The following is a 20,672-nucleotide window of genomic DNA, read 5'->3' on the forward strand; positions in this document are numbered from 1 at the left end:
GCCGCAAAGTATAGGTGATTCGCGCCGGATTCACCTGAAGCAGCGCGCCGTACGGCCCATCAAAGCGCGAGAAAACACTGTTGCGCGCAGGATAAAACGATATTGCGCCCGGTGAAGCGCCGACGTTATATTATTCCCACCACTTCCTGCTTCCGCTCCTGCTTTCTACTGTCGCCATGATGAAAACTCCGCCTCTCCGCCTGCTGCTCGGCTTGTCACTCAGCGTGTCATTCATGTTGTCGCTGCCGCTCTCTGCCGCCCATGCGCAAGAAGCCTGCGCCAGCCCCAACCCGGTGATCGGCGCCATGCAGGCGCAATGGAACAACGCCCGCACCGAAACCGCCGCCGCATTCAGCGACGGCTTCGTGCCTGTCACGCTCGTGCTGTTGCCGCTGCCTGAAGCCGAAACCAGATACGGCAAGCTGGCGATCAAATCGAAGAAGCCGATGCGCTTCACCAACCGCTATAGCTGGCGCATCGAGACCGAAGGCGACTACTGGATCGCCGCCGATTCGCCGGCATGGATGGATGTGATCTACGACACCAACGGCAAGGCCGCGCTGGAACCGCTCACCTTCAATCACGGGCTGCGCTGCGCCGGGATTCACAAGGCCCTGAAATTCCACCTCCGCGCCGGCGCCTACACCTTGCTGATCGCATCGGAAGACCTGGACAAGGTCAAGGTTTCCGCCGGACGCGAGGTGCTATCGGAGTAAGCGCCGCCGGCGTGGCGGATCACGCCTGACGGGGGGCGCCGTCGATGATTTCATCGGCGCGATCGGCAAGGCTCGCATCGCGACCGGACGTCGCGCCGATCTCCACCGGATCGATGGCGGAGCGCAATCTCGGCAAGGCTTGCGGATAATCGCGCGCGATGAAGCCGATCATCGATTCACGAATCGCGCAGCGCAAGTCGAACGCGTCGCCCGAACTCTGCGCGCTGACCAGCATGCGAATCTGCATTGCGCGGTCGCTGGCGTCGGTGATCTGCAAGACGCAGACACGGCCGTCCCATTGCGGCGCCTGCTTGCAGACACGTTCGAATTCGGCGCGCAGCTTGTCGACCGGCAGGCAAAAATCCAGCCACAGGAAGACCGTGCCGAGGATGGTCGAGGAGGTATGCGTCCAGTTCTCAAACGGGTTTTCGATAAACCACTGCAGCGGTACAATCATGCGCCGCTCGTCCCAGATCCGCACCACGACAAAGGTGCCGGTGATCTCCTCCACCCTTCCCCATTCGCCGTTGACGATCAGCACATCGTCGAGGCGTATCGGCTGCGAGAAGGCGATCTGCAAGCCTGCGATGAAATTCCCCAGCACCGGCCGCGCCGCGATACCGGCGACCAGCCCGGCCACACCCGCCGATGCCAGCAGACTCGCGCCGAACTGGCGCGCGCCCGGCAAGGTCAGCAGCACGAACGACAAGCCCAGCAAGCCAACGATGAAATAGGCGCTGCGCGTCAGCACGCGCGTCTGCGTGAGGATGCGGCGCGCCTTGAGATTGTCGGCGACATCGTAGGGATTGAGCTGGATCACCGTCGCGCTGACCGACGCGATGCCTTTCATGACGAACCAGGTCAGCCCCAGGATCAGCCCGACGGTGCACAGGTAGGACAAGGATCGCAAGCCCGGCGTATCGTCAGGCGCTGCAGTCAGCACGACGCGGACGGCAAACAAGGCGATACACACCTGGCTGGCGCGAAACGCGATGCGTGTGAGATTGGTGGTGTAAGGCCGGTTGCGCACCAGTTTGCGCAACAACAGGATGCCGATGCTATGCAAGATCATCGCGATCATGACCGCGACGACGGCAGCGATAGCAACAATCAGCCCCGACTGCAAAGGCCCCGGCTCCACACCGTTCAGAAAAGGCAACTCCATCGGCAACTCCTGTTTATTCATGTTGTAACAAACAAGATGATTGCCATTGTGGGGCCACAGTTCCCCGGCTTGATTTTTTAACAAGCAACGAATCGCCGCCGATAGGACTAATTCCGTTCAGTTAAGCTTAAAAATCGCAATTCACCATGACTGTCGTCCTGACGAAAGTCAGGACCCAGTGGCGTATTGACCGTCTTCACAACACTGGGTCCCAGCGTTCGCTGGGACGACCGCGTTAGGGAAATGGTCTTAACTGAACGGTATTACGCCGATAAACCCCGGCGGCAATAAAAAAGCCGGAAGTTTTGCTTCCGGCTTTGCTGCTCCGACGATCTGGCGCGTCGCTTCAGAACTCAGGCATTCTTCCATTCGGCTGCACGCTTTTGCAGGAAGGCATTCACACCCTCTTTCTGGTCCTGCGTATCGAACAGATCGATGAACAGTTCGCGCTCGACCGGCAGGGTCGTTGCCAACGGATTGTGGCGCGCACCCTGGATCAGCTTCTTGCTCGCCGTCACGCTGGACGGACTTTGCTTGTCGACCTGCTTTGCCAGTTCCAGTGCGCGTTGCTTCGCTTGCCCCTGGGCCACGACTTCTTCCACCAGCCCGATGCGCAACGCCGTCTCGGCATTGACGCGCTCGCCGCACAGGATCATGCGCTTGGCCCAACCTTCGCCGACCAGCCACGGCAGCAACTGCGTGCCGCCGGCGCACGGCAGTAAACCGACCGAGGCTTCCGGCAAGGCCATCTGCGCTTGAGTCTCAGCGATGCGGATGTCGCAGGCCAAGGCGCATTCAAGCCCGCCGCCCATGGCGTAGCCGTTGATGGCGGCAATCGACACGCCGCGAAACTGGCTCAATGTCTCAAATGCTTCGCCGAAACGGCGCGCCATCTCGCGCGCCACGGCCTTGTCGCCGTCGGCAAACAGTTTCAGGTCGGCGCCGGCGGAGAAAAATTTCTCGCCTTCGCCGGTGACCACCATGCTGTAGATGTTGCGGTCATTGTTGAGATCGGTGACGAGACGCTTGAGGTCGATCAGACCTTCGCGCGTCCAGGTGTTGGCGGGCGGATTGGCAAGCATGACGACGGCGGTATGGCCGACAACTTCAAGACGCAAATTGGTATAACTGGTCATCGAATATCCTCGTTGGATTCGTTGTTGAGCAGATGACGTGCGATGATCACCCGCATGATTTCATTGGTGCCTTCCAGGATCTGGTGCACGCGCACGTCGCGGAAATAGCGTTCCAGCGGATACTCGCGGATGTAGCCATAGCCGCCGTGGATTTGCAGCGCCTCGTTGCAGATCTTGAAGCCGAGATCGGTGGCGAAACGTTTTGCCATCGCGCAGTAGGTGGTGGCGTTGGGCGACTTGGAGTCGAGCTTGACGGCGGCCAGGCGCACCATCTGGCGTGCGGCGACCAGCTCGGTCTGCATGTCGGCCAGTTTGAATTGCAGCGCCTGGAAGTCGGCGATCGGACGGCCGAACTGCTTGCGCTCCTTCATGTAGGCATGCGCGGCATCGAGCGCTGCCTGCGCTGCGCCGACCGAACAGGTGGCGATGTTGATGCGGCCGCCGTCGAGTCCCTTCATGGCGAACTTGAAGCCTTCGCCCTCTTGTCCCAGCAGATGATTGGCCGGCACCTTGACGTTGTCGAAGCTGATGGTGCGCGTGGGCTGGCTGTTCCACCCCATCTTGACTTCTTTCTTGCCGTAGCTGATGCCGGGCGTATTGGCGGGCAAGACCAGCGCCGAAACACCCTTGGCGCCGTCACCGCCGGTGCGCGCCATCACGACCAGTACGTCAGTCGCACCAGCGCCCGAGATAAAGGCTTTGGAACCATTCACGATGTAATGACCGTCGACCAGCTTGGCGGTGGTCTTGAGCGATGCAGCGTCGGAACCGGAACCAGGCTCGGTCAGGCAGTAAGAACCGATCTTCTTGCCCACGGCCAGGTCGCCGCACCAGGTCGCCTTGATTTCCGGCGTGGCCCACGAGGCGATCATCCAGCTCACCATATTGTGAATCGTCAGGAAGGCTGCGGTCGACGGACAGGCATGCGCCAATTCCTCGAACACCACGGTCGCATCGAGACGCGTCAGGCCGAGACCGCCGACTTCTTCCGGCGTGTACAGGCCGCAGAAGCCGAGCTCGCCGGCCTTGGCGATGACGTCGACGGGAAAATGCGATTCTTCATCCCATCGCGCCGCATGCGGGGCCATCTCGCCGGCAGCGAAGTCGCGTGCGCTGGCCTGGAAGGCCAGTTGGTCTTCGTTCAGTTCAAAATCCATGCTTGTCTCCTGAGATCTGTTTTGTGTTTGGCAAAAGACTAACGCAAAAGCGCGGGTGAAGGTGTCGCCGGGATGACATTGCTTGCCCTCAACAATTGCGGTCTATCTTGCCACGTTGGGAATAATGGCGTCGTCCTGACGAAAGTCAGGACCCAGTGGCGTGTTCAGTAACGCTGGCATGAGCGTCACATCGAACGTCTTGACGACACTGGGTCCCAGCGTTCGCTGGGACGACGGCATTTATTGATTGAGGTCCTGTGTCATGCAGCCACCTGCGCCATATTGACCTTCTGCGCCAGACCACCCGGTGCACGATAGCGCGCCAGCAATTCTTCCTGCTTGCCGCGTGCCTGCGCGAGCGCCTTGTCCTTGACGTGACCGTAGCCGCGGATCTGCTCCGGCAGCTGTGCGATCTCGACCGCCAGCGCCAGCTTGTCCGCGCTCAGGCCGTCCAGCAACGACGTCACCGTCGCACGATACTCTGCGATCAGACTACGCTCGGTCTTGCGCTCCTCGGTGTAACCGAAGATGTCGAACGCGCCGCCGCGCAAGCCCTTGAACTTCGCCAGCAGCCTGAACGCCGTCATCATCCATGCACCGTACTTCGCCTTGACCAGACGGCCTTGCGCATCCTTCTTCGAGAACATCGGCGGCGCCAGGTTGAAGCTCAGCGAGAAGTCGCCTTCGAACTGCTGCTTCAGCTGTTCCATGAAACGGCCGTCGGTGTACAGGCGCGCGACTTCGTATTCGTCCTTGTAGGCCATCAGCTTGGACAGATTGCGTGCGACCGCCATCGTCAGTTTGTCGCCGAGATTCAGCGCAGCTTCCTTCTCGCGCACCTGCTCCACAAAACCTGCAAACGATTCGGCATAAGCCGCATCCTGGTAGTCGGTCAGGAAAGCGACGCGGCGCTTGATCAGCTTGTCCAGCGTTTCCGGCATACGGATCACCACCGGTTGCGCCGGTACGGCGATGCGTTCGACCCGCGCCAGGTCGACGGCGGCGCGGCGGCCCCACAGGAAACTGGTCTTGTTGGACTCGATGGCGACGCCGTTCATTTCGATGGCGCGCAGCAAGGCGGCCTCGCTCAACGGCAGCTCACCGCGCTGATAGGCATAGCCGAGCATGAACAGGTTGGTCGCAATCGAATCGCCCATCAAGGCCGTCGCCAGACGTGTCGCATCGATGAAATCGGCCTGGTTGTCGACCGATTCCTGAATCAGCGCCTTGACGTCTTCAAACGGGAATTGCCAGTCAGGATTTTTCGCAAACTGTCCCGGCGGTTGCTGATGCACGTTGACGACCGCACGCGTGCGGCCCGGACGCATCTTGGAAATGGCGTCGTGCGAACCGGCAGTCAGCATATCGCAACCGAGGATCAGGTCGGCTTCGCCGGTGGCGATGCGCTGGGCGCGGATGGCTTGCGGCGTACGCGCGATGCGCACGTGCGAGGTGACCGAACCGTTCTTTTGCGACATGCCGGTCATGTCCAGCACCGACGCGCCCTTGCCTTCCAGATGCGCAGCCATGCCCATCAGCGCGCCGATGGTGATGACGCCGGTGCCGCCGATGCCGTTGATGAGGATGTTGAACGGCGTGTCGCAGGATGGGATGCTCGGTTCCGGCAACATGCCGAAATCGTCTGCGCTATCTTTCTTGATGACGCCGGTTTTGGATTTCTTCAGCTTGCCGCCGCTGACGGTGACAAAGCTCGGGCAGAAACCTTTGACGCAGGAGTAATCCTTGTTGCACGAGGATTGATCGATGGCGCGCTTGCGGCCGAACTCGGTTTCCAACGGCAAAATCGACGTGCAGTTCGATTGCACGCCGCAGTCGCCACAGCCTTCGCAGACCGCTTCGTTGATGAACAGCCGCTGGTCGGGGTCGGGATATTCGCCTTTTTTGCGGCGGCGACGCTTCTCGGCGGCGCAAGTCTGGTCGTAGATGATCACGGTCACGCCGGGCAGTTCGCGCAGTTCGCGCTGCACGGTATCCATGTCCTTGCGGTCGTGGATGGTCGCCAGCGCCGGCAAGTTGGAACGATCGGCGTAGCGGCTGATGTCTTCGCTCACCAGCGCGATGCGCTTGATGCCTTCGGCTGCCATCTGCTGCGCAATCATCGGCACCGAGGTCGTGCCGTCAACCGGCTGGCCGCCAGTCATGGCCACCGCATCGTTGTAGAGAATCTTGTAGGTCATGTTGACGTTGGCCGCCACCGCAGCGCGAATCGCCAGATAACCCGAATGGAAATAGGTGCCGTCGCCAAGGTTGGCGAACACGTGCGGCACCTGCGAAAACGGCGCCTGCCCGATCCACGGCCCGCCCTCGCCGCCCATATGCGTGGTCAGTTTGTTGAACTCGGGATAGATCGCCGTCGCCATCACGTGACAGCCGATGCCGGCCAGCGCAAAACTGCCCTCAGGCACCTTGGTTGAGGTGTTGTGCGGGCAACCCGAACAGTAATACGCCGGACGCGGCGGTGTGCTGACGGCCTTGTTGAGCACCGCATCCTTGGCATCGAGGAAGGCCAACCGCGCCTTGATCAGGTCGCTGGTGTGGAAACGCGCAATGCGCGCCGCAATCACGCGCGCGATCTGCGCAACGGAAAAATCCGCCTTGGAGGTCAGCAGCCACTCGCCGCGCGGCGCCACCCATTCGCCCTTTTCATCGAACTTGCCGATCACGCGCGGACGCACGTCGTCGCGCCAGTTGTAGAGCTGCTCCTTAAGCTGGTACTCGACCATCTGGCGTTTTTCTTCGACCACCAGGATTTCGTCCAGACCTTGCGCGAATTCGCGCACGCCTTCCGGCTCCAGCGGCCACGGCATCGACACCTTGAACAGGCGCAGGCCGATCTCGGCGGCGAAGTCTTCATCGATGCCCAGTTCGCTCAGGGCTTCCAGCACATCGAGATAAGACTTGCCCGAGGCGATGATGCCCAGCCGCGCCTTGGGGCTGTCGATCATCACGCGGTTGAGCTTGTTCGCGCGCGCGTAGGCCAGCGCGGCGTAGATCTTGTAATCCTGCATCAGCGCTTCCTGCTTGCGCGCCTGCACGCCCAGCGTGTCGGTCGACAAACGGGCATTGAGGCCGCCTTCGGGCATGACGAAGTCGGCCGGGTATTTGATCTCGACGCGGAACGGATCGGCGTCTACCGACGCGCTCGATTCCACCGTATCGGCCAGCGCCTTGAAGCCGACCGTGCAGCCGGAAAAGCGCGACATCGCCCAGCCGTGCAGGCCGAGGTCGAGGTATTCCTGCACGTTGCAGGGATACAGCATCGGAATCATCGATGCCGAGAAAATGTGATCGGACTGATGCGGCAACGTCGACGAATACGCACCGTGATCGTCGCCCGCCACCAGCAGCACGCCGCCTTTGGCGGAAGTGCCGGCATGGTTCATGTGCTTGAGCACATCGCCGCAACGGTCCACGCCGGGGCCTTTGCCATACCACATGGCGAACACACCCTCGACCTTGGCCGGCCCGATCAGGTCGACCTGCTGCGTACCCCAGACGGCGGTGGCGGCCATGTCTTCATTGGTGCCGGGCTGGAACCTGACCTTGTGCGCTTCCAGATGCGGCTTGGCCTTCCACAAGGCCTCGTCGAGACCGCCCAGCGGCGAGCCGCGATATCCGGAAATGAAGCCTGCGGTACTGAGCCCGGCCTTCTGATCACGCAAATATTGCAATAAAGGCAAGCGCACCAGCGCCTGGATGCCCGACAGGAAGATGGAACCGGAAGTGGCCGCATATTTGTCGTCCAGACTGACCGGCGCCAGTGCGGCTGCGGGAGAAGCAGGAGAAGCGGAAAAGGATGCTGCTGTGGGAGTATGAGTTGCTGGCTCCTGGACTGTCTGTCCTGCCACGTCTGGCAGGATCGACAATCCAGCAAGCCCGGCTGCCGAACGGGATTCCATGTCTGTCTCCAAAATGTTTATTCAGATATCGCCTGCCGTTACCGCACCGGGTACGATGCGTTACTGCCAGACAAAATGACCGTGGTAGCGGTCTTCACAACAATCCGTTCACCGAAACTGCTGTGACTGAAGTCTATGCTTTTGGAAGAAGAACAAGGAAATACTGATTGAGGATGGGGGTATAAGTTATAAATATACCCCCTGCGCCTTAGCCCCGTCGCCGGCGATCTCCCGGTAGCGCCTTGTCCTCAATAAATGGTAGGATCGCTGCGTTCGCCCGGCATGGCTGGCATGGCTGAATCGGTCGGCGTCTTCATCCAACACCAACAACATCATTCATGAAACGAGTCATCACCAGCATCCTCATCGGCGTCGTGCTCTACTTCCTGCTGCCGTTCATCACCAAATTCATCCCGCAATACCGCCTGGCGGTCTGGTCGATCACGTCTGCCATCGTGGCGTTTGTGGTGTCGGCTGGGATGGACAAGGTCTGACGCTGTCCAGTCATTGCAACCATCCTGTCCTTACAACATTTTCTGGAGTGCAAGTATGCGCCGCTACGGCATCTCTCTTTTCTTAGGCTTGGCGACGCTGCTGCTGGCCAGTTGTGCCACGACGATTCAAGCACCTCCGCCATTGAAAATTACCCAGGACGAAAAGGTTTACCTGAAAATCGTTCCGGCACCAAACGCCTTTGGCCTTGGCATGACTATGATCTCGCTCGGAGGGGCAGCTTTCGGTGCCGTCGATATGACGCCGAAATCGAAGTCTCCCGAGTTCCGGGAGATTGCCGGTGAGAATCGCATACAGGCCTGGCAAAAACATCTACTGGATCAGATCATCGCAGACGCCGGAAAAAGCGGCCTCATCGTCATGGACGCTGCTGAACTGAATGGACGTCCACTGCAAAAAAATGAACAGTTGATCACTCTGCGTAGTTTCGGGGCCCTGTATATTGCAAAGACCATCGCGCACAGCTACCAGCTACGTGCCTTCGCGCTGATTGACTCATCGCAGGACGGTCCCCTTCCCGAGGGACAACGACGATATGCCCGAGATACCAGAGTCGTCCTTGAGAACGACAAATACGAGTTTGCCACGTCGGCCGCCGTGCTCCAGCAAAGTGATCTGGCAATGCAAGGTATCGACATTGTCATCGACATGTTTGCCAGGCACGTCGCCCAGCAACTGCTTGCCGCAAGAGACAGCGGCAAATAAACGAACAGTCCGTTTACAAGACTGCGCGTCTTTTCGATCAGGATTTCAAATGATCAATCCACTTTTTGCAAAACTTCCACCGCCGCCGTATTACTCCGTCATTTTTTCATCGCAACGCACCGAAGGCGACAATGACTACGGACAGATGGCTGATCGCATGGTTGAGCTGGCCTCGGAGCAACCCGGCTATCTCGGCGTGGAAAGCGCCCGCGGAGACGACGGCTTCGGCATCACCGTCTCCTACTGGAGCAGCATGGAAGCCATCGCCGCATGGAAGGCGGTGGCGGAACACAGGATTGCGCAGGAGACCGGGAAAGCGCGCTGGTACGAACACTATGAAGTACGCATTGCTCGGGTAGAGCGCGCATACGCAAAGCGGCCCTGATCGAAAGCATCACGTCCTGATCGCCTCATCAGGCTCTGACTCTCGCATTCTTACCCGATCATCAATATCGACGATTCAGTTGAATCGTCAATTCAAACATCTGCATGCCCGAGGCAACCTACAACACCGCCACCTACTGGCAGCAGTACCAGCCCTTCTTCCCTGAGGAAGCGCGTGTCTCCTACAACAACGCTCCCGCCGAAGAATGGTTTGCCTGGAGCGGCTCTGCCATCCACCTCGATCGCTTTGCATCGCCCGCAGCGCCGCTGACCGTCATCGTGGTGCATGGCGGTGGCGGCTACGGGCGCATGTTCGCGCCGCTGGGCCGTCTGCTGCATGAGGCCGGTTACGAAGTCCTTGCACCGGATTTGCCCGGCTATGGCTTGAGCAAGGCCGATGCGTCGATGATCAGCTACCAAGCATGGATCGAGGTTCTCTGCGATCTCGCGAAAGCCGAATATCGCCGCAATGGAAAACGCATCGTGTTTTTCGGCGGCAGCCTGGGCGGCTATCTGGCGTATCTGTGCGCGGCGCGTCTGGGCAAAGAGATGGTTGCCGGCGTCATCGCCACCACGCTGGCCGATCCGCGTTCGCCGCTGGTGCGGCGGCAGTTTGCGGGCAATGCGCTGGTGCTGCATGGGATGATGCCTTTGATGCCCTGGTGCGCGGCCCTGTTCGGTAAGATCAGGTTGCCCGTGAAGTGGTTTACCAAGATGCACGCCATGTCGAACGATCCGGCGCTGAACCGGCTGGTTGCCAACGATCCGTTTGGCGGCGGCGTATGCGTTCCGATCAGCTTCATGCACTCGATCTTCACCGTGCGCCCGGACATCGAGCCGGAAGACTTCGACCTCTGTCCGGTGTTGCTAGCGCATCCGGCCGATGATCGCTGGACCGGCATCGCGTCGAGTCGTCCATTTTTTGATCGGATCAAGGGCGAGAAGACTTTGGTCATGCTGGAAAACTGCGGACACTTTCCCGTGGAAGAACCCGGCATCACGCAACTTCGGCTGGCGGCGCTGGCGTTTCTGTCGAAAATCGCGGGATGACGCGCGCGGATTATTTCTCTACAGCTCATATTGCAACAGCAAAGCGCATCTCCTTCCGCACGGGATGATGCGCCCGCTTTCACGAAGCGAGCAGCACGACGGCCTCGCATTTCATGCGTCAAAACCAGATATCGGCGCTCGCAAAACGCATGCGTGTTAGCGCTAACATTGTTATCATTGAGGCTCGTCGTTCCCGGATTTTTATTCTTTCTGCGACAGGATTTCATCGGTCCCGGCAGGAAGACGCTGCAAAGAATCACGTTTTTGCATTGCCAGGACTGTTTTTCAGCGCTGCGCGGATCGCGCCCGTGTCATCATGCATTTGTATTGATTGTCATGAACTACTGATCCGCCAGACGTTCTCACGCTTTCAACAAGCCACCGCAGGAGTTTGCACAATGCGCCAGGTCACCATACCCAGCATCGAGGTCGCTTCATGAAGCCACCCGTCCCCGCTCCCAAGAAAGCTCCAGGCTTCAAACTCACCGGCGGCATCAGCCGGCGCCACATGCTCATCGGACTGGCCGCATTGGTCGCCGAAGCCGGCTTCTGGAGCAACCCGCTGTTCAGCAATGCCCAGACCGCTCCTGTCCCCACCGCACCGCCGCAACCAAGTCCCGAAGCAACTGCCTTCCTGAGTTTCTCCAAACGCATCACCGGCCATGCCGATCTCAAGCTCGAGACCGCCAGCCGGATGGAAGCCGCGATGCGCAAGACCTATCCCGATTTTGCTGCACAGTCGCCCAAGCTGGCCGCGCTGCTGCAGAACGAGCAGGATCCGAAAGCCTTGCTGGCGGCAGCCACCGACGCCGGTCTACGCGAGCTGACGCTGGCGATTGTCGCTGCCTGGTACACCGGCACCATCGGCAAAGGCCAGCAGGCGATTGTCGTCTCGTACGCCGAAGCCCTGATGTACCAGCCTGTCGCCGACGGCCAGACCGTGCCGACCTATTGCAACTACGGTCCGCTGTGGTGGACCAAGGCGCCGCCGGAGATTCGCGTGTCCGCGCCCGTCGAACCTGCTGCGGCCCCCGTGCCTGCCCCTGCCACCACCGGCACTCCCGAACCTAAAGCAAAAATACTATGAAACTCCCTATCTTTAGCGCCGAGGGCGATGCCACGGCCGATGTCGTGATCGTCGGTTCCGGCGTGGTCGGCGCCATGATTGCCGATCAACTCGTAAGCCAGGGTTACTCGGTCCTGATGCTGGAAGCCGGCTTGCGCATCGAACGCGCGCAAGCCGTCGAGAACTGGCGCAACATGCCGTTCGAAAGCCGCGTCGGCTCCGACTTCCAGGGCTTGTATCCGCAGGCGCCCAATGCGCCGGCGCCGCTGTACTTCCCGAAGAACAATTACATCGCGCTGTCCGGCCCCGACGGCAACGGCTTCCAGCAAGGCTATCTGCGTACGGTCGGCGGCACCACCTGGCACTGGGCGGCGTCCTGCTGGCGCCACTTGCCGGTGGACCTCAAGATGAAATCGACCTATGGCGTCGGCCGCGACTGGCCGATTTCCTATGAAGAGCTGGAGCCGTACTACTGCCGCGCCGAAGAAGAAATGGGCGTGGCCGGACCGAACGATGCGAGCATGCAATCGCCCAGCGAGCGCAGCAAACCGTATCCGATGGACATGGTGCCGTGGGGTTACGGCGACAAGCGTTTTGCCGAAGTGGTCAATGCCCACGGCTACAACTCGGTGCCGATTCCGCAGGGACGCAGCACGCGGCCGTGGCAAGGCCGCCCGACCTGCTGCGGCAACAACAATTGCCAGCCGATCTGCCCGATCGGCGCGATGTACAACGGCATCCACCACGTCCAGCGCGCCGAGATGAAAGGCGCCAAGGTGCTGGCTGAAGCCGTTGTCTACAAAGTCGACACCGATCAGAACAACCGCATCACCGCCGCCTACTGGTACGACGCCGGCAAGCAATCGCACAAGGCGACGGCGCGTGCTTTCGTGTTCGCCTGCAACGGTATCGAAACGCCGCGCCTGTTGTTGCTGGCCGCGAATGCCGCCAACCCGAACGGCCTCGCCAACTCGTCGGATCAGGTCGGCCGCAACATGATGGATCACTCTGGCTTCCACTGCACCTTCCTCGCCAATGAGCCGATCTGGACCGGTCGCGGCCCGGCGCAAAGCAGTTGCCTGGTCGGCCCGCGCGATGGCGCGTTCCGCTCCGAGTATTCGTCCAACAAGATGATCCTCAACAACATCACGCGCGTCGGTCCCGCCACGCAACAAGCGTTGAAACTGGGTCTGGTCGGCCAGGAACTCGACGATGAAATCCGCCGCCGCGCCGCCTTCGGCGTTGACCTGTCGATCAGCCTGGAACCGCTGCCGGAAGCCAACAATCGCCTGACCCTGAGCAAGACCCGCAAGGACCCGCTGGGCCTGGCCTGCCCGGACATCTATTACGACGTCGGCGAATATGTGCGCAAAGGCGCCGAAGCGGCGCACAAGCAACTGGAGCATATCGGCCAGTTGTTCGGCGCGGTGGAGTTCAACATCACCACCAGCCTCAACGCCAATAATCACGTGATGGGCGGCGTCATCATGGGCAGCGATCCCAAGGACTCGGTGGTCAACGGCAATTGCCGCGCCCACGATCACGCCAACCTGTGGCTGCCGGGCGGCGGTGCGATGCCGTCGGCCAGCGTGGTCAACAGCACGCTGAGCATGGCGGCGCTGGGCTTGCGCGCTGCCGACGACATCAGCAAAACACTGGCGAAGGGATGATCATGACGCATTTGCCACGTCGCCTGTCGACGCATCTGTCCCGACGCAGCGCCGTCATCGTGCTGAGCGCCTTGCTGTACGTAGCAGGCGCCGCCAGCGTCCACGCACAGGAACAATCGCTGGAGAAACCGCCTGCGCCGCCGGCTGCAGTTGCGCCCACAGCACCCGCCGCCGCCTCTGCCGATCCCGCCAAGGCGGACATCGAAAGCGGCCGCTATCTCGCCATCGCGGCCGACTGCATGGCCTGCCACACCGCGCCTGCCGGCAAGCCCTACGCCGGCGGCTACGCCATCGAGTCGCCGCTGGGCACGATCTACGCAACCAACATCACGCCATCCAAAACCGCAGGCATCGGCAACTACAGCGAAGCGCAGTTCGCCCGCGCGCTGCGTGAAGGCGTGCGCGCCGACGGCAGCCATCTGTATCCGGCCATGCCGTACACCAGCTACGCCATGCTGACCGACAGCGACGTGCACAAGCTGTACAGCTATTTCATGAACGCGGTGGCGCCGGTCAACGAGCCGGCCGGCAGCCAGACCAAACTGCCCTTCCCGTTCAACGTGCGGATGTCGATGACGGCGTGGAATGCGATCTTCCTCGACACCCAACGCTTCGTACCGGATGCGTCGAAGTCGCAACAGATCAATCGCGGCAAATATCTCGCCGAGGGCCTGGCGCATTGCAGCACCTGCCACACGCCGCGCAATTTCCTGATGGGTGAAAAAGGCGGTTCGGCGCTGGCCGGTGCGCCGCTGGGTCCATGGCATGCGCCCAACATCACCTCCGACAAGGTCAGCGGCGTCGGCGGCTGGAGCGATGCCGAGCTGGTGCAGTATCTGAAAACCGGCCACGTCGAAGGCAAAGGCCAGGCCGGCGGCGCGATGGCGGAAGCCGTCACCAACAGCTTCCAGCATCTGCGCGACGACGACATCTCCGCCATCGTGGCTTACCTGCGCACGGTGCCGCCGGTACGCGACGCCACCCAGAGCAAGCCAGCCTACAGCTACGGCAAAGCCGTCAGCGACGAGTCGGCGCTGCGCGGCACGCGCGGCCCGAACGAGCACAACAGCCTCAACAGCGGCGCAGTGCTGTTCAGCGGTTATTGCGCCAGCTGCCACGCAGCATCCGGCGCCGGCAGCAACGGCCAGGATTATCCTTCGCTGTTCAACAACACCGCGACCGGCTCGCACAATCCGGCCAACCTGGTGTCGGCGATTCTGTACGGCGTGGAGCGCAAGGTCGGCGACAAGGAAATTATGATGCCGCGTTTTGATGCGCACTCCTACGTCAATCCGCTGACCGATCAGCAGATCGCCATGATCGCCAACTACGTGCTGAAGCAATACGGCAATCCGGAAGTGCAAGTCACTGAAGCCTATGTTGCACAAGCGCGCAAAGGCGGCGAACAGCCGGTTCTCGCCAAACTGCAGCCGTACATCGCACCGGCCATCGGCGTCGCCATTGTGCTGCTGTTGCTGATCGCGATTGCCGTGATCTCGGTGCGCCGGCGTCGCCGCATACCGTTCTGAGCGTCGTTGATGTGATCGCCATCAAAGCCGGTAGCCGCCATGGTTGCCGGCTTTTTTCGTGGTTGATCCGGCCCCCGGTTCGTCGGCTCGCATGGCGATTTCACACGGTCGAAACTCGTTCGGGTTATCCTTGCGCAGTTATTTCTTGCGACGACTCGCTTTAGATTCCGCATGGAAATAAAACGAAGACAGGCAAGGCATCACCCCTCATCTACGAATCGCCACAGCTATCCATGACAGAACAGATTCAGAAACAAATGGAACCCGACAGCACCGTCTACAAGACGCTGCTGGAATCGACCAAAGCCATCCCCTGGAAGATCGACTGGAGCACGATGAAATTCGCCTACGTCGGCCCGCAGATCCAGGAACTGCTGGGCTGGTCGCCCGAGAGCTGGGTCTCGGTGGAAGACTGGGCCATGCGTATCCATGCGGAAGACCGCGAAGGCGTGGTGAATTTTTGCGTGGCGCAATCCAAGGCCGGCGTCGACCACGAAGCCGATTACCGCGCCATCACGCGCGACGGCGAGCACGTCTGGATCCGCGATGTGGTGCATGTGGTGCGCAAGCCGGACGGCGAAGTCGACTCGCTGATCGGCTTCATGTTCGACATCACCGAACGCAAGAAAACCGAGGCGCGCCTGGTCGAGTTGCAGAAAGAGTTGGAAGCATTGTCTTATCGCGACGGACTGACCAACGTCGCCAACCGCCGCATGTTCGATTCCGCGCTGGAGTTGGAATGGGCCAACGCCGTCAAGAACCGCACGCCGCTGTCGGTGATCATGCTCGACATCGACTATTTCAAGCAATACAACGACCACTACGGCCATATTCGCGGCGATGCCTGCCTCAAGCAGATCGCCACCGTACTGAGCGGCGCGGCGACACGTACCCGCGATTTCTTTGCGCGCTACGGCGGCGAAGAGTTCGTGTTGATCCTGCCGGAGGCCGACCGTGCGTCCGCACTGAAGGTGGCGCAGCGTTGCCGCAAGCTGGTGTTGAAGGAAAAGATCCCGCACGACAAATCGCAGGTGGAAAAAGTCGTCACCATCAGCCTGGGCCTGAACACCATCATCCCGTCGACGCAAGACCACCGCATCAACTTCATGGAGTCGGTCGACAAGCGACTGTACATGGCCAAGCAACGCGGCCGCAACTGCATCGTCGCCGACGACTGAGTCCTTCGATTATTCTCACGCCGCGACCGGATTCTTCGCCTCATCTCCGGTCGCCGGCTTGACTGCCTTTGACGGCGTGCCGATCAGAATATCTTCATAGAACGCGCCGATCGCTTCTGTCGGATGGCGCAGTTGCACCTCCAGCACCCAGACCGCGTCGCTGGGCACGATATCCATTTCGGCCAGCTTGGCCGGACCGAACAGCGCATGCGGAAAATCTGCAACGCGATGCCCGGCCAGATTGCGCTCCAGCAGCCAGCCGCCTTGTGCCGCCACGCGTTCGGCGAAGTCGTAAAGTTCGCGCCCGGTCATTCCGGTAAGCCAGGCTTCCTTGCTGGCGCTGAAGACGTCGCGCGCCGCCTGCGCACACGCGCTGTAGAGCGCATGCCGGCCGAACACAATGGTGTCGCCGAAGTCGCCCTCATAGCCATCCCACACCGGGCCGAGATCGACCACGGCGATGTCCGTGGCTTGCAGCCGGCGCTCTTTGTCCACGCCCTGCCGCGGCGTCCTCACGGTATCGTCGCCGAAGCGGATGTAGGTCGGATGCCAGGTATGCGAAGAACCCATCTGGCGCAAATGCTCGTTGGCCATCTCTACTGCTTCGCCGGTGGTCATGCCGACGCGCAGCTTGCCGACGATTTGCGCCAGGGCGCGTATCGATTGTTCGCGTGCCGCCAGCATGCCGTCCAGCGAATACTTCGGCCCGACGCGTTCCCACACCGGATCGAAGCTGCCGCGCGCCAGCGCCACGTCGCTGGCGCCCGACGGCACGAAGGCCTCGGCGACGAAGTGATGCGCTTCCAGACCCAAGGCGATGCAACGCTGACGCGCGTCCTGCACCATCCGCGGATTGCCGCAGGCGTAGACCAAGGCCTTGCTCCAGTCATAGGCATGAGTCGCAGCGAGGTCCTGCACGTTAGCTTGTCCGACGCAGAACCAGCGGAAGCGCTTGTCTTGTTCTGCCAAAATATCCAGAAAAGCGCGGTCATAAAAATCGCTGCTGTTTGTGCCGCCCCAATACAGCGTCACCGGCGTGTCTCCGGCTTCGGCCAGCGCTGCCAGCAAGATCGGTTTGATGCCTGCGTAACCAGTGCCGGTCGCCAGCAGGATCAATGCCTCGTGCGCGCCCGGCTGCCAGGTGCAGGCGCCGAACGGGCCTTCAATGCTGACGACATCGCCTGTTGCCAGGCGGTCCAGCATGTCTTGCGAAAACTTGCCGCCCTTGACGCGGCGGATATGGAACACCAGTTCGCCACCATCGTCCGCCGGCAGATTGGCGACGGAAAAACAGCGGCTGCTGCCGTCGTCGAGGAAGAACTTGACGTACTGCCCCGGACGTACCTGTACCTGCATGGCGGCACCGCCCTGCGGCTTGAGCACCAGCTTCGTCACATCGGGAGCCACGGCATGCTTCGCCAGGATCGCCGCTTCCAGCCGTAAGGCCTGCGCATGCGGCGACCAGCCTGGGATGTCGATGCACATGTCGCCGCAGGCGTGGCTCTGGCACAGCAGCATCTCGTCCGGCGCCAGCGCATAAGGCGTGCCGGCGGCGACGTAAGGATTGCTTTCATGAGCGCCGCTGAGCACCTTCACCTTGCACGAACCGCACTCGCCGCGGCGGCAGGAAAACGGTATGGAGATGCCTGCGGCCAGCGCCGAATCCAGCAGCAGTGCCTGGTCGTCTGCGGCAAAGGTCTTGCCGGAGCCGGCCAGTTCGATGGTGTGGGTGTTGTGCATGACGGTCTTTTCTTGTCTGGATGGCTGGGTTCGGTGAATCGCATCAAATGCGTCCGTGAACAGTATTGTCAGGCTAGAATAGGACCATTGAAACCTCCAGATTTGAATATTCCAGATGGTCCAGATGAGAACATGGCGGCTGCTGCTCGATCTCGATGCCTCGCCGATGAAGGCTTCCTACCGCAAGATCGTCGACGGCCTGGCAAGCGCCATCCGGAGCGGTCGGCTGGAACCCGGCGCGGCGCTGCCAGGTACGCGCGAACTGGCGGAAATCCTCGACGTCAATCGCAAGACGGTGATGCTGGCCTATGAAGAAGCCATCGTCAAAGGCTGGCTGGTGAGCGAACCACGGCGCGGGACCTTCGTCAACGCCTCGCTGGAATCGCCGCAAACGATGTCGCAAACGGCGCAGGCCAACCGCAAAACGGCGCAGACGGAATCGTTTGCGCCGGAAGTCATCTCGCCCGCGTTGCCACCCTATTTCGACGATCTGCACCTGCCGTCGGTGCGCGCCGACAGGAACGGCGATTCCATGTACTTCGACAACGGCGCACCGGATCACCGGCTGCTGCCGCAGGCGGTATTGCATCGCTATTACCGCAACGCGATGAAGACCGCTTTCAAATCCAACTGGGTCAAATACGGCAATCTGGAATCCGCCGGAAAGCTGCGCACGGCGCTGGCCGACATGCTGCGCACCACGCGCAACCTGGCCGTCACCAGCGACAACATCTGCCTCACGCAAGGTACGCAGATGGCCCTGCACCTGGCAGCCAGCGCGCTGATCCGTCCGGGCGACGTAGTGTTGGTGGAGCGGCTCAGTTATCCGCCGGCGTGGGCGATTTTTCGTGCGCTGGGGGCGCGAATTGAGGTGGTCGACATCGATCAGGACGGCTGCAAGACCGATCATGTCGAAGCGCTGTGCAAGACCCATCCGGTGAGGCTGATCTATGTCACGCCGCATCATCAGTTTCCGACCACGGTCAGCATGCGCGCCGACCGCCGGCAAAAGCTGTTGCTGCTGGCGGCGCGCCATCATTTCACCGTGATAGAAGAAGACTACGACCACGAGTATCACTTCGAAGGCCGGCCTTACCTGCCGCTGGCCAGCGATCCGCAGCAGCGCAACGTGATCTACATCGGCTCGCTGTCCAAATTGCTCGGCTCATCCTTCCGCTGCGGTTTCATTGCGGCGCCGGTGAATCTGATTGAGGTCCTCAACCGCAATCTGCTGCTGATGTCGACGCAAAGCGACGCCGTCATGCAAAAGATGCTAGCCGACCTGATCGGCGACGGCGAATTGAGAAAACATCTGCGGCGCGCCTCCAAGCTCTACCGGCTGCGCAAGGAAGCGCTGCAGGACGGCTTGCACACGGCGTTCGGGGAGGAGATCAGCGTGCGCAATCCGGAAGGCGGGCTGGCGCTCTGGGTCGAATTCGACAAGCGCATTCGCGTCGATACGCTGGCAAAACATGCTGCGGACAAAAAACTTTTCATCCGCAGCGGCCGCCAGTTCTCGCCGCAAGACAGCGCCGTGAATGCGGTGCGGCTGGGCTTTGCTTCCATGAATCCGGACGAGATCGGCATCGCCGTCAAACGTCTGCATGAGGCGTCGCGGCTGGCGGTGAAGAAATAGCCGGAGCAATCTCCGGCCTTCGGAGTCTCTAGTTCTTGTCCAGCAGCGCCGGCAGCTCTTTGAGGAAGGCATCCCTGTTGCGGATGCCGGCACTGATTTTTTCTTCTTGCTCTTCCTGGATCAGGCGCACGAACACGCGGGTGCGATCACCCTTGCTCGCCCAGCCGATAAACCAGCCGTAAAAATGCGCCAGGTCGTAACTGCCATCCGCACGCTGCGGCGCTGCTGCGCCGGTCTTGCCGTAGAGTTGCCAGCCATCTTGCGCTCCCTCCGGCAGCATGCCGATTTTCATGATGCTGGTTGTCATGTCGATGGCGTGCGCGTCGACCGGCAGTTGCCGCTTGACGATCTTCGCCAGGAACTGCGCCTGCTCCTGCGGCGAAATCTTCAGCGATGAGCTGATCCAGGCGCGATCCAGGGCGTTGTTCTTGCCCGCATCTCCAGAGAGATCCTGATTGCCGTAGTGGAAAGCATCCACGTATTTCTGCAGGCCGGCCGCGCCGATGCCGTGCGTGATCTGCTGCGAATACCAGACCACCGAATACTTCATCCACGCCGCCGGGTCGGTCGGCTGGCGCCAGGCCGGATTGCCCCAGTAGGTATAGCCTTCGCGAAACGGAATCGACGGTGCATGTTCATCTTTCAAAAAGCGCGCATCAAAGCCGATCAGGCTGAGGGCGACCTTGAAGGTGGATGCCGGCGTCACGCGTTCGCTGCAATTGCCTTGCTGCAGAACCGGCGCGGCGATGCCGGCCTCACTGATGTGCGACGCGTCGGCGACAATGGTGCAGATGGTTTTGGCTTCCGTGTCGGCGACGAAAAGCGATGCGCCGATGGCAAAGACGGCTGCGATCACGTAAAACATGATGTTCCTTTGGCTGATGCTGAGAGTATGTCTGCCCCGGACATGCGTCGCACCGTGTGAAGATGCGTGCCATGTCAGGCGGCTGCCAGTGTACTGATTCAGTACGGCAAGAACAAACCAGCTTTCGTGAGACCTGGCCTCAGTATTTCTTGGGTCTGATTGGAGAGATTTCCGGAGGACCGCGATTGATAACGCCGTCGTCCCGGCGAAGGCTGGGAACCGGGGTCTTCAAAACGGCCGAT

At 60.8% G+C, this 20,672-nt stretch carries 16 protein-coding genes; 10 read left to right on the top strand and 6 right to left on the bottom strand.

Features of this window, described 5'->3' with window-relative positions:
• Positions 1-176: 176 nt before the first annotated feature.
• On the top strand, positions 177-716 hold the full coding sequence (locus AKL25_RS16460; protein WP_050478782.1) for a hypothetical protein: 540 nt from the start codon (positions 177-179) through the stop codon (positions 714-716).
• A 19-nt stretch (positions 717-735) separates the two neighbouring features.
• On the opposite strand, the gene AKL25_RS16465 is transcribed toward AKL25_RS16460, so the two are convergent.
• The 4 genes from AKL25_RS16465 to AKL25_RS16480 all read right to left on the bottom strand — a co-directional run bounded on the left by AKL25_RS16465 (position 736) and on the right by AKL25_RS16480 (position 8,094).
• Entirely contained in the window at positions 736-1,881 is a 1,146-nt protein-coding gene (locus tag AKL25_RS16465) for a mechanosensitive ion channel family protein (RefSeq protein ID WP_157050670.1), read from the bottom strand.
• Between the two features lie 353 nt (positions 1,882-2,234).
• Complete coding sequence (locus tag AKL25_RS16470) at positions 2,235-3,017, bottom strand: enoyl-CoA hydratase (protein WP_050478783.1); 783 nt, start codon at positions 3,015-3,017, stop codon at positions 2,235-2,237.
• On the bottom strand, positions 3,014-4,174 hold the full coding sequence (locus tag AKL25_RS16475) for an acyl-CoA dehydrogenase family protein (protein WP_050478784.1): 1,161 nt from the start codon (positions 4,172-4,174) through the stop codon (positions 3,014-3,016). The genes AKL25_RS16470 and AKL25_RS16475 overlap by 4 nt, the downstream gene beginning before the upstream one ends.
• Positions 4,175-4,434: 260 nt before the next feature.
• On the bottom strand, positions 4,435-8,094 hold the full coding sequence (locus tag AKL25_RS16480; protein ID WP_240475767.1) for an indolepyruvate ferredoxin oxidoreductase family protein: 3,660 nt from the start codon (positions 8,092-8,094) through the stop codon (positions 4,435-4,437).
• 338 nt (positions 8,095-8,432) lie between these two features.
• Between AKL25_RS16480 and AKL25_RS24465 the strand changes: the two genes are divergently transcribed.
• From AKL25_RS24465 to AKL25_RS16515, 8 genes are all read left to right on the top strand, one after another.
• Positions 8,433-8,588, top strand: coding sequence for a hypothetical protein (locus tag AKL25_RS24465; protein ID WP_167541898.1), 156 nt, complete (start codon positions 8,433-8,435; stop codon positions 8,586-8,588).
• Positions 8,589-8,643: 55 nt separating this feature from the next.
• Positions 8,644-9,312, top strand: coding sequence for a hypothetical protein (locus AKL25_RS16485; RefSeq protein WP_050478785.1), 669 nt, complete (start codon positions 8,644-8,646; stop codon positions 9,310-9,312).
• Positions 9,313-9,364: 52 nt separating this feature from the next.
• Positions 9,365-9,697: an antibiotic biosynthesis monooxygenase family protein gene (locus AKL25_RS16490; RefSeq protein ID WP_050478853.1), complete on the top strand. Its 333-nt coding sequence runs from the start codon at positions 9,365-9,367 to the stop codon at positions 9,695-9,697.
• 104 nt (positions 9,698-9,801) lie between these two features.
• On the top strand, positions 9,802-10,746 hold the full coding sequence (locus AKL25_RS16495) for an alpha/beta hydrolase (protein ID WP_050478786.1): 945 nt from the start codon (positions 9,802-9,804) through the stop codon (positions 10,744-10,746).
• A 436-nt stretch (positions 10,747-11,182) separates the two neighbouring features.
• The gene (locus AKL25_RS16500) at positions 11,183-11,833 is read left to right on the top strand and encodes a sugar dehydrogenase complex small subunit (RefSeq protein WP_050478787.1); all 651 of its coding nucleotides are present in this window, start codon (positions 11,183-11,185) and stop codon (positions 11,831-11,833) included.
• Complete coding sequence (locus AKL25_RS16505) at positions 11,830-13,482, top strand: GMC family oxidoreductase (RefSeq protein WP_050478788.1); 1,653 nt, start codon at positions 11,830-11,832, stop codon at positions 13,480-13,482. The genes AKL25_RS16500 and AKL25_RS16505 overlap by 4 nt, the downstream gene beginning before the upstream one ends.
• 2 nt (positions 13,483-13,484) lie before the next feature.
• Positions 13,485-15,011 (top strand): c-type cytochrome, encoded by a 1,527-nt coding sequence (locus AKL25_RS16510; RefSeq protein WP_083444747.1) that lies wholly within the window; start codon positions 13,485-13,487, stop codon positions 15,009-15,011.
• A gap of 233 nt (positions 15,012-15,244) precedes the next feature.
• On the top strand, positions 15,245-16,189 hold the full coding sequence (locus tag AKL25_RS16515; RefSeq protein ID WP_240475768.1) for a GGDEF domain-containing protein: 945 nt from the start codon (positions 15,245-15,247) through the stop codon (positions 16,187-16,189).
• A gap of 15 nt (positions 16,190-16,204) precedes the next feature.
• On the opposite strand, the gene AKL25_RS16520 is transcribed toward AKL25_RS16515, so the two are convergent.
• On the bottom strand, positions 16,205-17,929 hold the full coding sequence (locus AKL25_RS16520) for an NAD(P)H dependent flavin oxidoreductase family protein (protein ID WP_050478789.1): 1,725 nt from the start codon (positions 17,927-17,929) through the stop codon (positions 16,205-16,207).
• A 124-nt stretch (positions 17,930-18,053) separates the two neighbouring features.
• On the opposite strand from AKL25_RS16520, the gene pdxR reads away from it, so the two are divergent.
• Positions 18,054-19,565, top strand: a complete 1,512-nt coding sequence (pdxR, locus tag AKL25_RS16525) for a MocR-like pyridoxine biosynthesis transcription factor PdxR (RefSeq protein ID WP_205627263.1) — start codon at positions 18,054-18,056, stop codon at positions 19,563-19,565.
• A 28-nt stretch (positions 19,566-19,593) separates the two neighbouring features.
• Here the strand turns inward: pdxR and blaOXA are convergent, their stop codons facing one another.
• Positions 19,594-20,430, bottom strand: coding sequence for a class D beta-lactamase (gene blaOXA / locus AKL25_RS16530; protein WP_050478791.1), 837 nt, complete (start codon positions 20,428-20,430; stop codon positions 19,594-19,596).
• Between the last annotated feature and the right edge of the window lie 242 nt (positions 20,431-20,672).

It is taken from the genome of Herbaspirillum rhizosphaerae, assembly GCF_001189965.1.
In the GTDB taxonomy this organism is placed as follows: domain Bacteria; phylum Pseudomonadota; class Gammaproteobacteria; order Burkholderiales; family Burkholderiaceae_D; genus Herbaspirillum; species Herbaspirillum rhizosphaerae.